We start from the raw sequence: 15892 nt of genomic DNA, 5'->3' as shown, positions 1-15892 counted from the left end.
GTGCTCCGGCGGCGGGGCGGTCTGTCTTCAGGTCCGGTACGATATCATTACCTTAGCCCCATGCCGATTCGTATCCTACTCACACTGCTCTCCGTAAGCTTCCTGCTTTGTACCTGCGGCCGCGCCCGGGAAAACACCCCGGTACTAGCCGCCGCCTTCCCCGTAGAAGTGCCACCGCCGCCACCACCGCCCGCTCCGGTTTACGATTATGATACGAGCCAGTGGACCGAGATGGTTACCCTTGACTCTACCATCCGCCTCGATATCCGGTACGCAACGGATAACAACTTTATGAAGCAGGTTATATACGACTGCGGCCGTTGTTTCTACCGGCCTCAGGTAGCGCGCGCACTACTGAAGGTGCACCACGACCTGAAGACAAAGGGGCTGGGCCTGAAAATGTATGATTGTTACCGCCCCGGGCCTTATCAACAGCGCCTGTGGGATGTTTTACCGGACCCGCGTTACGTCGCCAACCCCAAACGAGGAAGCCTGCACAGCCGGGGCGCCGCGGCTGATTTGACCATAGTACAGCTCGATACGGGCGAAGAATTAGACATGGGGACGACCTACGACTTCTTTGGTGAAGAAGCCTATACCACAACAACTAATTTACCCGAAGAAGTACTGGCCAACCGGAAGCTGTTTCAAGCAGCCATGCGTAAGCACGGCTTTCTTACCATCCGGACAGAATGGTGGCACTTCAACTTCGGTGGAGCGCGGTTGCCGCTCAGCGAATGGGTATGGCCGTGTTCCTGAGTGGAAGGCCAGAAATTTTGATTCTCTGTTTTTGATTTTACGCTGCGGCCTAAAGTCCGTTTGCAGTAGCCGTGGCCTGAGCCGTAGGCCTACGGGCAGGCTGGTGTTACCTTTACCGGAGAGAGAACCAAACACATAGCTCCTATCCGTTTACGAAGATCAGTACTGTTTCCGCCTTTGTTGCCGTTGCTCGCTGCTGCCGTTTACGGTCTGGCGGCTCCGGAAGAGATGGTTGTGTTCCTGAAAGGTTGTTCGGATTGGCTGATGCTGCATTTCGACTGGCTCTTCAACTGGTCGATGTTTGCCTGTCTGTTTGTTGTGACCGCGGCGTACGTCAGTCCGCTGGGGCGGGTTAAGATCGGAGGCCAGCAGGCAACGCCCTTGCTGAGCCGGTCCCGGTGGTTTGCGGTTACGGTTTGCACGACGATAGCTACGGGCATTCTGTTTTGGGGAACGGCTGAGCCAATTTACCATTACAGCGCCCCGCCTGCGGCGGGGGCCGGTGAGCCATCCGTTTTTGCGATGAGCACCATGCTCTTACACTGGACGATAACGCCCTACGGAATGTACACGCTCGGGGGCTTGCTTTTTGCCCTTGTTTTTTACAACCGGCAGCAGCCCTTCGCGCTAAGTTCTTTGCTCGAGCCGGTATTTGGCGGCCGGATACATCACCTCGGAGGTTCGCTCATCGATTCGCTTTGTCTTTTTGCGTTGGTTGCGGGCATGGCTGGCGCGTTGGGGGCGGGGAGTTTATCGTTGTCGGGAGGTTTGGGACTGGGGCGGTCTCCGGTGGTACTCGGGGGCATAATTGGCGCCATCGTTTTGGCGTTCAGCATTTCGGCGGCGAGCGGTTTGCAGCGGGGGATTCGTTTGCTTAGCAGTATGAACATGGTTGGTTTCATATGCCTCGCATTATTTGTTTTTCTGGCCGGGCCTACGCTGTCGGCGGCGGGGCTTAGTCTGGAGGGCGCGGGAGACTACATCCTTAGTTTTGTTCCACGGAGCCTGGGGCTCGACGAAGGGATCGACGCGGCCTGGGGCCGCGCGTGGACTTCTTTTTACTGGGCGGGGTGGTACGCCTGGGCGCCGGTAACGGCCTTGTTTCTGGGGCGCCTGGGTATAGGCTACACGGTAAGGGAATTCATCAGGGTTAACCTGCTGTACACTTCACTGTTCGGTGCATTCTGGATGATGTGTTTCGGGGCCATTGGCCTGGTGACCGATGAGAGCGGCCTCCTCACTGCCGCGCTGCAAGAGAGCGGGCCGGAAGCGATCATTTACGTCCTGCTGGAGACCCTGCCGTTGGCGGAGGTTACGCCGGTGTTGTTCCTTGTGCTGGTGTTTTTGTCTTACGTTACGGCGGCAGATTCCAACGTGTCGGCGATGAGCGCGCTTTGTGTTGAGGGCATTACGCCGCAACATCCGGAAGCTCCCTTGTGGGTAAAACTGTTGTGGGGAGGTGTTGTGGGAGTTGTGTCCTGGACGATGGTTGCGTTTGCGGGAATAGACGGCATCCGGCTCATCAATACGCTGGGCGGATTTCCGGCGATGTTGTTGTTCATTTTGGCGGGGGCAAGTCTGGTTAAGCTGATTTGGACATCATCGGGGCGCGGGCGCGGGTGCAAAGAAAGTTGAAAGAGCAATGCGGCGGCGGAACGGGAAACCACCCGAAATACAGCCCGAAAGAGAAATACTTTAGCTCAATCCGGCTAAAACCCGATCTGGAGAACAACAATTAGACATTGTCCCGCATTTTAACGACTTTTGGAGCCTTATTCGAAACAACCCCATGGCACAACCCAACTTTAAGTCCGACGTAGAAGCCGTCGATGCATTAGCTAAAGCTTACCAGGACCTGCGCGCCGAGATCGGCAAAGTCATTGTAGGTCAGGAAGACGTAGTAAAGAACGTTCTGATCTCCATGTTCGCCAATGGTCACTCATTGCTGGTGGGTGTACCCGGGCTGGCCAAGACCCTGCTCGTTTCCACCATTTCCGAAGTGCTTGACCTCGACTTCAAGCGCATTCAGTTCACACCTGACCTGATGCCGACGGATATCACCGGTTCTGAAATCCTGAACGATCAGAAGAAATTCGATTTTGCCGAAGGCCCGATCTTTGCCAACATCGTCCTGGCCGATGAGATCAACCGTACGCCTCCCAAAACACAGGCTGCCCTGCTGGAAGCGATGCAGGAGCGCTCTGTGACCGTCAACGGTGTCCGGCACCTGCTGCCGAGCCCCTTCTTTGTACTGGCCACCCAGAACCCTATAGAACAGGAAGGAACTTACCCGCTGCCCGAGGCCCAGCTTGATCGCTTTATGTTCAACATCCCGCTGGATTACCCTACTTACGAGCAGGAGCTGGCCGTAGTGAAGGGTACTACCGGAGTCAGTAAATCTGAACTGAAGACAATCCTGACGGGCGAAGAAATCGTGTATTTCCAGCAGCTTGTCCGCAAGATTCCCGTTAGCGACAACGTAGTGGAATACGCCGTTGGTCTGGTGTCTAAAACCCGGCCGAACACCGAGCGCGCAACCGCCAACGTCAACGATTACATCAGCTGGGGTGCCGGCCCCCGGGCGAGTCAGTACCTCGTTCTTGGTGCTAAGTGCCACGCGGCCATCTCGGGTAAGTACAGCCCCGATATCGAGGATGTACAGGCCATTGCCAAGTACGTGCTGCGTCACCGGATCGTGCGTAACTACAAAGCAGAGGCCGAAGGAATCACCGAAGAGCACGTTATCGAAGCGCTGTTCTAAGGACCGGAAGTCAAAAATTGAGAAGTCAGGAATCAGGAAGGTGAGAACAAGGGGTCATTCCCACGTTTTCAATTTCCTGATTTCTTGTTTCTCCTCTTCTCCTCACACGCCAGAACTCCGGGCAATATCATCTGTTCAGTAACTGAATAGAACCAATTTTATGAATTTTCGCTTTCTGAACTACTTACTCGCCGGTCTGCTGGGATTGAGCATTTTTTCCTGCGGCTCCGAAATGACGAGCAATCTTAGCCCCACGCCTGCGGCATTCGGCAAAATCAACAGCCTGTATGTGATCGCAGACAGTACACTGTGGCTCGATGGTGCTCAGGATTCGGTGGCCTTCTTTTTCGAATCGCCCTATCTGATCTTACCCCAGCCCGAGCCTATTTTTGACGTGCGCCACATTGAGCCCTACAACCTGCGGGAAGAGCCTACGCTGCAGCAGCTGCGGAACTATGTCGTTTTGGCTGATCTGAGCCAGAAAGAAAGCCCTACCACCAAAATGGTGGTAGAAGACCTTAGCGACGCCAGAATACAGCAGGTTAAGGAAGAAGGTTTCGGTACCGCCGTAGCGCGTAACAAATGGGCCACCGGCCAGCAACTGATTTATCTTATGGGCCGCAACCAGGCCGAACTGCTGGCGGGGATGAGCACAGCCTACCCGGCTGTGGTGAAACGGATCGCGGAACGGGAAAACGAACGCATCAAGATCACGACGTACTTCCAGGGCGTTAACCGGATGCTGGGCGAGAAAGTGGCAGAACGTACGGGAGCAACGATGGACATCCCCGGCGGCTACGATATGGTTCCGGTAGAGTCCGATGATTTCGCATGGCTTCGTAAAAAAACGAAGAACGGAAGCCTCAACATTATGGCCACCCGCGTGCCCTACGAGGACCAGTCTCAGTTGACCAAAGAGGGGCTTATCACTATCCGCGACCAGGTGGGGCGGGAATACCTGAGCACCACTCTGGACAGCACTTTCATGAAGGTGAACGACCGCGACTTGCCTTTCTTCGTGAGTACAACCGAACTCAACGGCCATTACGCGCTGGAGGGTCGGGGCATCTGGGAAATGGAAAACGATTTCCTCGGCGGCCCGTTCGTGTCTTATCTCATCAACGACGAAGCGCGCAGGCAACTGGTGCTGGTCGATGGTTTTGTCCTGGCTCCCGGGCGCAAGAAGCGGGAGCTGATGGAGGAATTGGTACAAGTCTTACAGACGGCTAATGTTAAGTAAGGGTAAGCCTGGTCTTTGCCCCGTTTTGAAAGCCCCGCAGTGACTTCGTCGCTGCGGGGCTTTTGAGTTTTGAAACCCAGACAGATATCGCTAGACGTGACTTTTGGCGCGGTCGCAGGTACAAAGAAGGTTCTCTGGAAGAGCTGTGTCCGAAAACCTCCTTTGCACCGGCGGCTGCGCCCTGGTTTGCGAAGTGCTTACCGCCAGGCAATCCCTACGTAACGCTCGTTCTTCCGGAATCGATCCGGTACCACCGCCAGAATTGCTTTACGAAGCTCGGCAATGAGTTGCTCGCGGCTGAAGGCTTTGCTTACCACCAGGCTCACTTCCCGGGCAGGTTGGGGATCGGCGAACGATTTGACGTAATCTTTGTCCAGGTTCGGGTGGACGCTCATTTCGGGGACAATCGTGTAGCCCAGGTTGTTGCGTACCATGTTTTTCAGGGTTTCGATCGAGCCGGCCTGAAAGGTAATGGCCCGGTCCGGGCTCGGGCTGTCCGATTTGAAGTTGCAGATATTGAGTACCTGGTTCCGGAAACAGTGGCCTTGTTCCATGATCCACAATTCTTCCTGGTTGACGTGCTCCGGCAAGAGCGGAGTTTTGTCCAGGATTGGCTCATTGGGAGCGGCGTAAACCTGCAGAGGTTCGTAGAAGAGGATGATTTCCCGGAGTTGTTTGTCCTCCAGCGGAGTGACGAGGAGGCCGAGATCGACCTTGCCCCTTTTCAGCCCTTCCATGATCTCCTCAGACTGCATCTCGCGGATGACGAGGTGGACGTCGGGGAAGCGTGACGTGAAGGACTGCAAAAAGAGGGGCAGGAGGTAAGGCGCCAGCGTTGGGATGATTCCCAATACGTAGGTTCCCGCCAGACTGCCGGTTTCTTCCCGCAGGAGGGCCTCCAGGCCGGCAACGTCTTCCAGAATGATGCGCGCCTGGGCGATCACCTTTTCTCCGATCGGGGTGGGGCGTAAGGGGTTTGCCTTACGGTCGATGAGCTGAACCCCCAGTTCGTCTTCGAGCTTTTTCAGTTGGGTAGTAAGCGTAGGCTGAGCAACGAAGCAGTGTTTCGCTGCGAGACTAAAGTGGCGTAAATCGTCGAGAGCCAAAAGGTAGCGGAGTTGCTGGAGAGACATAGAGGGGCAGTATTTGACGGCCGAGAACGGTGGATGGCTCGATCGCTCTGTCAATAAATAACCGGCGGTTATTATAGTTTTAATCTATCGTAAAGAAATTTAATCAATTTTGATGATAGTTGCGTGAGGCCTACTTTTGTAACTGCTTAAAAGGAGGTGGCAAACTTACCCGGCGGCGGTCTTGAAATCGGACAAGATTACCGGCTGTTACTTAAACCTTTGCGGGGTTGCTTTCCTTCTCAGTTAGTAAACAGACTAAGAACCAGCGGGAGGTTATTCTCTTGCTGCGAACATAATATAACCGATCAAAAAACTTAACTTATGGACCATATGAAAAATGGTGATGGTACCCAGGCATGGGACGTCAACGATTCAAGCAAATGTCCCTTTCTCAGCGGGAATCCACACAAAACCGGCGGTGACGGTACCGGAAACGAAGACTGGTGGCCAAACCGCCTGAAGCTGAATATCCTGCGTCAGAACTCTGAGCTGTCGAACCCGATGGATCCTGACTTCGATTACGCCGAAGCCTTTAAGAGCCTTGATCTGGCTGCAGTGAAGCAAGACATCGCTGCTCTGCTGACCGACTCTCAGGACTGGTGGCCAGCGGATTACGGGCACTACGGTCCGTTCATGATCCGGATGGCATGGCACAGTGCCGGTACTTACCGTATCTCCGATGGTCGTGGCGGTGCAGGTTCGGGTAACCAGCGCTTCGCGCCACTGAACAGCTGGCCGGACAACGCCAACCTCGACAAAGCGCGCCTTCTCCTCTGGCCCGTGAAGCAGAAATACGGCAAGAAACTCAGCTGGGCTGACCTTATGATTCTGACCGGAAACGTAGCCCTGGAAACGATGGGTTTCAAAACCTTCGGTTTTGCCGGTGGCCGTGAAGATATCTGGGAGCCGGAGCAGGACGTATACTGGGGATCTGAGAAAGAATGGCTCGGTAACCAGGAGCGTTACGCAAACGGAGACCTCGAGCAGCCACTTGCTGCTTCGCACATGGGGCTCATCTACGTAAACCCCGAAGGCCCCAACGGCAACCCTGATCCTGTTGCTGCAGCGATCGACATCCGTGAGACCTTTGGTCGGATGGCTATGAACGACGAAGAAACCGTTGCGCTGATCGCTGGTGGACACACCTTCGGTAAGACCCACGGTGCTGCCGATCCTGAAAAGTACGTTACTGCAGAACCTGCCGGTGCTGCCATCGAAGAGATGAGCACTGGTTGGAAAAACAGCTTCGGGAAAGGAAATGCAGAAAGCACCATCACTTCCGGGCTGGAAGGTGCATGGACCACCACCCCCGCCAAGTGGAGCCACGACTTTTTCAATCACCTCTTCGGGTTCGAGTGGGAGCTTTACCAAAGCCCCGCCGGTGCCCACCAGTGGCGACCAAAAGACAATGGTGGAGCAGGAACTGTGCCCGATGCGCATATTGCTGGTAAGACCCACCAGCCATTCATGCTGACTACTGACCTTGCGCTGCGCGAAGACCCTGCTTACCGCAAAATCTCTGAGCGTTTCCACAAAGACCCCGATGCCTTTGCTGATGCCTTCGCTCGTGCGTGGTTCAAGCTTACACACCGTGATATGGGACCAAAAGACCGTTACCTCGGTCCGGAAGTGCCGGCTGAAGAGTTGATCTGGCAAGACCCTGTTCCTGCAGTGGATCACGAACTCGTCAACGACGAAGACGTAGCTAAACTGAAGCGTATGCTGTTGGCTTCCGGCCTGAGCGTATCTCAGTTGCTGACTACCGCATGGGCATCTGCCGCGACTTACCGCGACTCCGACAAGCGTGGTGGAGCCAATGGCGCACGTATTGCACTTGCCCCGCAGAAGAACTGGGAAGCAAACAACCCTAAAGAACTGGCTTCAGTACTCGAAGTACTGCAGGGCGTTCGTAAAGAGTTCGCCAACGGCGGCAAGCAGATTTCACTGGCCGATATCATCGTTCTCGGTGGTTGTGCTGCCGTGGAACAGGCTGCAAAAGATGGTGGATTCGACGTTACGGTTCCTTTCACTCCGGGACGTACTGACGCTACCCAGGAGCAGACCGATGTGGAAGCTTTCCAGGCACTGGAACCTAAGGCTGACGGATTCCGTAACTACTACCGGACTTCGGACGATATTACCCCTGAAGCCCGTCTCGTGGACCGTGCTAACCTCATGAAGCTTACCGCTCCTGAAATGACCGCTCTCGTTGGTGGTATGCGGGTAATCGGCGGTAACTACGATGGCTCTGCCAACGGAGTCTTCACCGACCGCCCCGGAGTACTCAGTAACGATTTCTTCGTCAACGTACTCGATCTGGGTACTGCCTGGAAGGCAGTTGAAGGGACCAACAACCTCTTTGAAGGTTCCGACCGTAAAACCGGTACCGTTAAGTGGACAGGCACCCGTGCTGACCTCATCTTTGGCTCCAATACCGAACTTCGTGCCATCGCCGAAGTATACGGTTCAAGTGATAGCGAAGAGCGCTTCGTGCGTGACTTCGTTGCCGCCTGGGATAAGGTGATGAACCTTGATCGTTTCGACGTGAAGTAAGGTCTCATAATCAGGTTTCCTGTAAGAACCCCGTTGTCTGTAAAGGCAACGGGGTTTTCTTTTAGGGGAGAACCCTTCCGGAATGGGGCAGTGGGAGGGTTCATGAATCGCTTACGGATGGACAAAGAAACAATGGCTTACAAACTACAGAAGTACTGATCTTTATATTCAGGCAATCTTGTTGATGATATTTAGTCACTCTAAAAAGAGTGTTAAGGGCCTTTAAGTTGTCGGATAACTTGTGTTTTGACTGAATTTCGCGAAATTCGAATAAAAATCAGTTTTTTTCAGAAAAAGGCATTTTTCTTGTGCACCACCGTGAACAGGGTGAGTTGAAGGGGTAAATAAGGTCGCAAAACAGACCTGAATCATTACTCTCTTAATCGGAATTGAATCACTCTATCATGAAAAACGCTCTACTCTTTTGTCTTTTCTTCACTCTTAACTTCGGCCTTTCTGCTCAGGCACCTGCGGAGGATCTTCGCATCTTCCCCAACCCCGTAACCACGACCTTCGAGATTGGGTACAGTGATCGCGTGAAAGACGTTCTGGTCATCAACATGGTAGGCCGTGAGGTTAAAGCTTTCGACTTCGGCGCGAAGAAGAAATACGACATCGCCGATTTGCCACAGGGGATGTACCTCGTACAACTTAAAGACGCTGATGATAAGGTGATCCATACCCAGCGGGTTAAGAAGAACTAACAAAGTTCCTGGCCTGAGGGGGCGGCAAGAAAACCTTCTCTGCACCTGCGTGTGCGCCCTCAGAACCTGTAAGCCTGAATCCATTTCTGGTGTCGGATCGTAATTGTCCGATATTCAAGGGAGATTTTTAGGTAGGTGAACAGTATCTTTCGCCAACTCAAATAAAGTCGAAATTATAATGCGAAAGTTCCCAGTAAGAATTCTTCTTGCCCTTCTGGCTATTGCCGGAATCGTTTATGCCTGTGCTCCGGAGGTCAATAATAAATACGAAGCGAAGTCCATCTCACTAGACCCGGAAACGGCGGCAAGCGAAGCCGCTAAAATCCGCAAGGAGATGAACGTTGAAATTCTGGACGATCTGAAGCTTGATCTCTGGGCGGCCGATTCTATCGTACAGGATCCGATCGCCATCAGTGTAGCTCCGGACGGAAGGATTTTCTACACCCGTGCTTCCCGCCAAACGAGTTCCGAGTTCGACATCAGGGGCCACATGGACTGGACGGTGGCTTCCATGTCGTTCGAGACAGTAGAAGACCGGCGGGAATTTCTCCGCAAAACCTTTGAGGCCGACAACGATCAGTCAATGGCTCACCTGAAAGACCTGAACAACGATGGCGTTCGCGACTGGCGGGACCTCACGGTCGAAAAGGAAAACGTATGGTACGTAACGGACAAAACCGGGGACGGCGTGGCCGACTACACACAGCGCTATCTGGAAGACTTCGGTGAAGAGATTACTGATGTGGCCAACGGTATCGAGTACCACGACGGCAATGTTTATGTAGCCGTAGGCCCTGATCTGTGGAAAGCATCCGACGAAAACAACGATGGCATCGCCGATGGTACGGAAGCTCTTGCGCATGGCTTTGCAGTCCATATTGGCTTTAGCGGCCACGGTATGAGTGGCGTTACGGTAGGGCCCCAGGGCCGCATTTGGTGGGGAATCGGAGACATCGGCTCCAACGTAACCGATAAAGACGGCAAGAACTGGAAGTACCCCAACCGGGGCGTTGTTGTCCGGTGTGACCCCGATGGTTCCAATTACGAAGTATTTGCGCACGGCGTGCGCAATACCCATGAATTTGCTTTCGATCAGTTCGGTAACCTCATTACTGTCGACAATGATGGCGACCACGCCGGAGAGCGTGAACGCCTGGTTTACCTCATCGATGGTTCAGATACCGGCTGGCGGATAAACTGGCAGTTCGGCAAGTACACCGACGACAAAAACAATGACTACAAAGTATGGATGGACGAAAAGATGAGCCTGGCCCGCAACGACGAACAAGCCGCCTACTTCTTGCCCGCTATCCAGAATTTCGTAAACGGCCCCACCGGGCTGGTGTACAACCCGGGAACCGCCTTGTCTCCTGACTACTACGACCGCTTCTTCGTCGCCGAATTCCGGGGTTCACCGAATAATTCACCCATCCATTCCTTCAGCATGAAGCCCGACGGCGCGGGCTTTGCCCTTGCTGATCACGACACGATCGTGAAAGGCCTGTTACCAACCGGTCTCGACTTTGGTCCCGAAGGCTCCCTCTATTTCGGCGACTGGATCAACGGCTGGGGGACGAAAAACGAGGGCCGCATCTGGAAATTGGATGTAGGCGCGGACGCAGGTGCAGAAACGGAGTTGAGAAAAGAAGTCGGCGAACTGCTGACAAGCGATTTCTCACGGAATGACGAACCATCTCTCGCCGAACTCCTCGGCCATCAAGACCAACGTATCCGTTTCAAAGCTCAGTTCGAACTGGCAAAACGAGCCGAAAACGGATTTGAGGCCTTCCGCGAAGTTTCTGCCGGATCAAAAGAGCAGCTAGCCCGCATCCACGCCATTTGGGGCATGAGCATGATGAATCGCCGGGGCTACGAAGAAGGAGAGGGCGCTTTCGCTGAACTCCTTCTCGATGCCGACGCGGAAATCATCGCCCAGGCCGCTAAAATGATCGGAGACCTCAAACAGAGTGGCCATGCAGAAGCGCTCATCGGCCTGCTTGGTCATCCTTCTGCGCGCGTTCGCTTCTTCGCCATGGAGGCCCTTGGCCGAACCGAAGAGACTGCTGCGGTAGAGCCAATTGTAGCTATGCTGCGCGAAGACGATGGCCAGGACCCGTGGCTTCGCCACGGCGGCATGGTTGCCCTCGGCCGCATCGGCGATGCCGTTGCCATGCGCAACCTGGCGGCCGATCCTTCCCGCAACGTTCGCCTGCTGGCGGTGGTAGCACTCCGCCGTATGGAATCTCCGGAAGTGAAAGCTTTCCTTCAGGATGAGGACGAATACGTTGTGGCTGAAGCCGCGCGTGCCATCAACGATGACTTCACCATCCCCGGAGCAATGTGGCCCCTGGCGAGTACACTCAATGCCCGCGCGTGGACGAGCGAACCACTCATCCGGCGCGCCATCAATGCCGCAGTCAACGTCGGTAATGATCGCGCAATTGACGAGTTGGTGAAGTACGTCGATAACACATCTAATCCGGCCCCAATGCGGGCCGAGGCCCTGGCTGCACTCGGCACTTGGGCCGACCCGTCGGTATTTGACCGCGTAGACGGTCGCTACCGGGGAGTACGGAAAAAGAGCGCTGTTTACGTAACGGAAAAGCTCGGAAGCATCATTCCTGAACTGATCGCGAAAGGCGAGGCTGGTGTCCGTAAAGCTGCGATCAGGGCGTCTTCTTCGCTAGAGCTCAAAGGAACTACGGACCAGCTTGCCACCATGATGACCCAGGACGGCAATCCTGATATCCGGGCGGAGTCTCTGGTTGCACTCGACAAACTTCACGCGCCCAACCTGGAGCAATTACTACGTACGGCCCTCAATGATCGCAACGATCAGGTACGTCGACGCGCGCTGGAACTGTTGCCTGCATCTACTATCGAGCCTGCTTCTGCCACTAAGCTTTACCGCGACATCATTGTGGAAGGGACCGTTGGCGAGGCCCAGTCAGCACTTGCTGGATTGGCGAAACTCCCGGGCGCCGAAGGGGAAGCGCTCCTTGGCGAGTTGATCGGCCAGATGGCAGCGGGCAAACTCCCGGCCGTTATTCACCTCGACCTGGTGGAGGCTGTTGAAGCTCATGATGGCAACACAGAACTCCAGAAACAACTGTCTGCCTACGAGGAAGAGCTCATGAAAACAGATGATCTGGGGCTGATGGCCACCGCACTGGCTGGCGGAAACAAGCGGGCTGGTTACCGGGTGTTCTACCGGAATACTACCGCTCAGTGTACCCGCTGTCACGCCATCTTTGAGTACGGTGGCAACGTTGGGCCGAACCTGGCCGGGGTCGGGCACCGCCTCTCACCCCGGGAACTGCTGACCTCAATCATCCGCCCAAGCGAAGCACTTGCGCCTGGCCACGAGACCGTGTTGGTGACCCTCAATAACGAAGAAATGCTTTCGGGCATAGTGGTGAGTCGTACTCCCGAATACCTGGAGGTGAAGACAGGAAAGACGGAGACAAAGAAGATTCCCCGGGCTGATATTGCGGAAGAGGAAACCCTGCCGTCAAGCATGCCTTCTGTGGACGGGAAGATTTCCCGTCGGGAAATTCGCAACCTTGTGGCGTTCCTGACGAGTCTGAAGGGGGAGGAAGGTTAGATCTACCATCTCCGTTTTTTCAGGCGCGGCCGCAGGTGCAAAGAAAGTTGAGGGAACCATTCCGATACAAAGGTATGAGCAGGCGGGCCTGCGATTTGGTGGCTTTTTCTGGCAAACCAAATACTGGCTGTCGTGATGCTATTTTGCTTTTATACCTCTTGGCATATCCTCTCATTACGGTGAGACAGAAGGGCAGAGGTGAACCCCAGAGTGGGACTCAAACACCGCCTAAAGGATGCTACCTTCTCTACCGGTTCATGATTACCAGGGTTTCATTCATCATGCGCTGGTTGTGGTTGTTGGCGATCTTCTTGTGGAGGATGGCGTCAACAATGGTGGCGATACCACAGAAGCCACCCGTGAGGAAGTAAACAATTCCAAGGACTACATCTCCTGTGACGAAGCGGTGGACACCGGCAAAACCAAGAAAGCCTAAGAGTGATAACAAGAGTACCGTCTGCGGATCCTTGCGCCGGTTGGCGTAAATACTGATGAACTGGGCGTGCCGGTCTGCCGGAACATTGGCCAGGGTGGTTTCCAAACGCGTCTGCTCTTCGAGGTCAAGACGGGGAAGGCTAGAGAGTAGATTGGGCGAAAGCATGGTATTCTTGTTTAATAGAGGTGATGAGGTGAAAAAGAAGTACGCCTGATACAGGCACACCGAATGGGTGGGCAGCGAACGATGCCGCTAGGTGACCACGAAACAGGTGCGAGATCGAGGTGCCAAGTCCGCAACCCGGGCAGTGGCTCAGCCCCGCAAACCGAAAGAAACAAAGCGACTGACCCTTTACTTCCGGCGAGTTAAGCGCCAGGGCCAGCAGAGCGGCTGACCAGAAGAGGATTTCGGGGCGGTGGTTGAGTATTCTAACGAACATACATCTACAAAACATCACCTGGTTATCAGGGTTGACGCCCGGAAATGCTGTTCGTCGATGGCTTTCTTCGTTTAGTCGTTAAACTAAGTAGGGCCCCGGCTTTTCTATGGCTTAAATGCGGTAACAACCAAAAAGCCCCTCTGCCGTTAGGCCTCTATGTACATCCTTTTGCCACTACTTTTACTCTTTCAATTGCCACCGATGATTATTTTCGATTTTACTCCTGATGCTGATCTCACAAATTGGCGTACTGTAGATGATACCGTTATGGGAGGAGTTTCGGAAGGAAGCTTCGGGCTCAGCGAAGATGGTCACGGACTGTACACCGGCCATGTCTCTCTGGACAATAACGGAGGCTTTAGTTCCCTGCGCTACCGGATGCCGGGTACCCGGATTGACGGTTTTACCAAAGCAGTAATACGCCTGAAGGGCGATGGCAGAGCATATCAGTTCCGGACAAAAACGAACGAAGACCACCGGCACAGCTATGTGTACAACTTTCAAACCTCCGGAGAATGGGAAGAAGTGGAAATAGAGCTTCGGGCAATGAAGCCCCAGTGGCGGGGGCGCCGTCTTGACCGGGAGGATTATCCGGCGGAGGTACTCTCCGAAGTCGCCATTCTGATCGGCAATAAACAAGAGGAAGACTTTAGGTTAGAGCTTGATTGGATTCGGTTGGAATGATCCGGTATATTTGCCCAATGCGAACCGTCATCCTTCTGCTCCTCCTAACCATTCTCTGCACCTGCGCTCCGTCGCCCGCAACATCAGACGCTGAAAAAGCAGACCTCCCCGAAGCTCCGCGCCACGAATGGCCACGCGAGGCTCCCGTAAAAATGATTCTCGATTCCGATACTGCCAATGAAATCGACGACCTGTTTGCCATCGCGTACCTGGTAACGGAGGATTACCCCGGCTTTGAACTACTGGGCATCAGTTCCGCTCAGTGGTTTCACGTCTGGAGCGGAGACAGTACGGTCTACCAAAGCCAGCAACTGAACGAAGAACTACTCGACCTCGCCGGGCGCTCCGATCTGCCCCATCCCCTCGGGGCCGACCTCATCATGGGGAAACCGTGGGGCGATTATGACCCGCGCGACAGCCCCGCAGCCCAGTTTATCATCGATGAAACCATGGCGCTGAACGATGACGAAAAACTCGTGGTGATGTGTATCGGCGCGGCAACCAACCTGGCCTCCGCCATCGCTCTGCAACCAGAGATCAAAGACCGGATCGTTGCCTACACCCTCGGCTTTCGCTACGACTTCGACGGCGGGTTCTGGAATAAAGACGAGTTCAACATCCGCCGGGATCTCAACGCTGCCAATTACCTCCTCAACGCCGAAGGGCTCGAGCTGCACGTAATGCCCATCTCGGTGGCCATCGAGTACACCTGGGACAGAAACGAAACCTTCGGGCAACTCGGCAAAGCAGGTGAAATCGGCGCTTACCTGCGCAAGCGCTGGGAAACCAGCGCCGGTCCTGACGCCACTAAATGGACGATGTGGGACGTAGCCCTGCTGCAAGCCTTCCTGAAGCCTGAGCAAGCTTCCGAAATCAGCGTGCCCACGCCACCCGAAAACACCCCGCGATCCGTATGGATGTACGAAGATATTGATCCGGAAGCGATGGCGGAAGATTTTTGGCTCCGGCTCAATAAGAAGTAACCAGCAGTCATCGCCGGAGGCACTAAACTTCTACTCTCTATGAATATCCGTCTTGCCCTTCCTGCCGATGTCGACGACGTTTACCGTTTGTACGATGAAGCTCGTTCTCACCTTCGCAGCCAGGGAATCTTTCAGTGGCCAGACAGTTACCCATCGCTGAACGTGGTGTCCCGCGACGCAAACAACGAAGAACTCTACGTTTTTGAAACCGACGGCCTGATTGCCGGAGCCGTCTGCCTGAATGAGCAGCAGGATGAAGCCTACGCGAGCATTGATTGGAAGGTGCCGGATCTGTGTCCGCTGGTAATTCACCGTTTGGTCGTTGCCCCCAAGTTTCAGCGAAAAGGAATCGCCCGGAAAATGATGGACTTTTCGGAAGACCTCGCAGAGAGAAATGGCTATGCGTCTGTTCGTCTGGATGCATATACCGGGCACGAACGTGTTGGCCAGTTCTACAAAAGCCGGGGGTACATTTGCCGCGGACAGGTTCGCTTTCCTGAACGGGAACTTCCCTTTTGGTGCTTCGAGTTGGAGGTAACGGGTAACCAGGCCATTTGAATATATGGGCAGCAAAAGATCGGGGCTTTGTTCTAACC

General features: G+C 54.4%; 13 protein-coding genes. 10 read left to right on the top strand and 3 right to left on the bottom strand.

Going from position 1 to position 15892, the window contains the following annotated elements; translation table 11 throughout:
* Nucleotides 1-60: 60 nt before the first annotated feature.
* From FUA23_RS07795 to FUA23_RS07780, 4 genes are all read left to right on the top strand, one after another.
* A complete protein-coding gene (locus tag FUA23_RS07795; protein ID WP_246144080.1) occupies nucleotides 61-759 on the top strand; it encodes a M15 family metallopeptidase in 699 nt (232 codons plus the stop codon).
* Nucleotides 760-894: 135 nt separating this feature from the next.
* Nucleotides 895-2394 carry a BCCT family transporter gene (locus FUA23_RS07790; protein ID WP_147930172.1) on the top strand — a complete coding sequence of 500 codons (1500 nt, stop codon included), beginning with the start codon at nucleotides 895-897 and terminating at the stop codon, nucleotides 2392-2394.
* A gap of 154 nt (nucleotides 2395-2548) precedes the next feature.
* On the top strand, nucleotides 2549-3520 hold the full coding sequence (locus tag FUA23_RS07785; protein ID WP_147930171.1) for an AAA family ATPase: 972 nt from the start codon (nucleotides 2549-2551) through the stop codon (nucleotides 3518-3520).
* A gap of 160 nt (nucleotides 3521-3680) precedes the next feature.
* Nucleotides 3681-4760, top strand: coding sequence for a DUF4837 family protein (locus FUA23_RS07780; protein ID WP_147930170.1), 1080 nt, complete (start codon nucleotides 3681-3683; stop codon nucleotides 4758-4760).
* 197 nt (nucleotides 4761-4957) lie between these two features.
* Here FUA23_RS07780 and FUA23_RS07775 read toward each other — a convergent pair whose 3' ends face one another.
* The gene (locus FUA23_RS07775) at nucleotides 4958-5893 is read right to left on the bottom strand and encodes a hydrogen peroxide-inducible genes activator (protein WP_147930169.1); all 936 of its coding nucleotides are present in this window, start codon (nucleotides 5891-5893) and stop codon (nucleotides 4958-4960) included.
* A 321-nt stretch (nucleotides 5894-6214) separates the two neighbouring features.
* Here FUA23_RS07775 and katG point away from each other — a divergent pair, with 321 nt between their 5' ends.
* The 3 genes from katG (at nucleotide 6215) to FUA23_RS07760 (ending at nucleotide 12754) form a co-directional block, all read left to right on the top strand.
* The gene (gene katG, locus FUA23_RS07770; RefSeq protein ID WP_246144078.1) at nucleotides 6215-8446 is read left to right on the top strand and encodes a catalase/peroxidase HPI; all 2232 of its coding nucleotides are present in this window, start codon (nucleotides 6215-6217) and stop codon (nucleotides 8444-8446) included.
* A gap of 404 nt (nucleotides 8447-8850) precedes the next feature.
* Nucleotides 8851-9150: a T9SS type A sorting domain-containing protein gene (locus FUA23_RS07765; protein ID WP_147930168.1), complete on the top strand. Its 300-nt coding sequence runs from the start codon at nucleotides 8851-8853 to the stop codon at nucleotides 9148-9150.
* A gap of 178 nt (nucleotides 9151-9328) precedes the next feature.
* Nucleotides 9329-12754: a HEAT repeat domain-containing protein gene (locus FUA23_RS07760; protein ID WP_147930167.1), complete on the top strand. Its 3426-nt coding sequence runs from the start codon at nucleotides 9329-9331 to the stop codon at nucleotides 12752-12754.
* A 247-nt stretch (nucleotides 12755-13001) separates the two neighbouring features.
* On the opposite strand, the gene FUA23_RS07755 is transcribed toward FUA23_RS07760, so the two are convergent.
* Nucleotides 13002-13355, bottom strand: a complete 354-nt coding sequence (locus tag FUA23_RS07755; protein WP_147930166.1) for a TM2 domain-containing protein — start codon at nucleotides 13353-13355, stop codon at nucleotides 13002-13004.
* Nucleotides 13330-13629 carry a DUF2752 domain-containing protein gene (locus tag FUA23_RS23080; RefSeq protein ID WP_147930165.1) on the bottom strand — a complete coding sequence of 100 codons (300 nt, stop codon included), beginning with the start codon at nucleotides 13627-13629 and terminating at the stop codon, nucleotides 13330-13332. Before FUA23_RS23080 ends, FUA23_RS07755 begins: the two co-directional genes overlap by 26 nt.
* Nucleotides 13630-13797: 168 nt before the next feature.
* On the opposite strand from FUA23_RS23080, the gene FUA23_RS07745 reads away from it, so the two are divergent.
* From FUA23_RS07745 to FUA23_RS07735, 3 genes are read left to right on the top strand one after another with little or no spacing between them, the layout of a single operon-like run.
* The gene (locus FUA23_RS07745; protein ID WP_246144077.1) at nucleotides 13798-14313 is read left to right on the top strand and encodes a CIA30 family protein; all 516 of its coding nucleotides are present in this window, start codon (nucleotides 13798-13800) and stop codon (nucleotides 14311-14313) included.
* Between the two features lie 17 nt (nucleotides 14314-14330).
* Nucleotides 14331-15296, top strand: coding sequence for a nucleoside hydrolase (locus FUA23_RS07740; protein WP_187270932.1), 966 nt, complete (start codon nucleotides 14331-14333; stop codon nucleotides 15294-15296).
* A gap of 39 nt (nucleotides 15297-15335) precedes the next feature.
* Nucleotides 15336-15854, top strand: coding sequence for a GNAT family N-acetyltransferase (locus FUA23_RS07735; protein WP_147930162.1), 519 nt, complete (start codon nucleotides 15336-15338; stop codon nucleotides 15852-15854).
* Nucleotides 15855-15892 lie beyond the last annotated feature (38 nt).

Source organism: Neolewinella aurantiaca (assembly GCF_008014675.1).
GTDB classification, from domain to species: domain Bacteria; phylum Bacteroidota; class Bacteroidia; order Chitinophagales; family Saprospiraceae; genus Neolewinella; species Neolewinella aurantiaca.
Note: the sequence above shows the minus strand (reverse complement) of the source record. Positions and strands in the feature narration are given on the sequence as shown.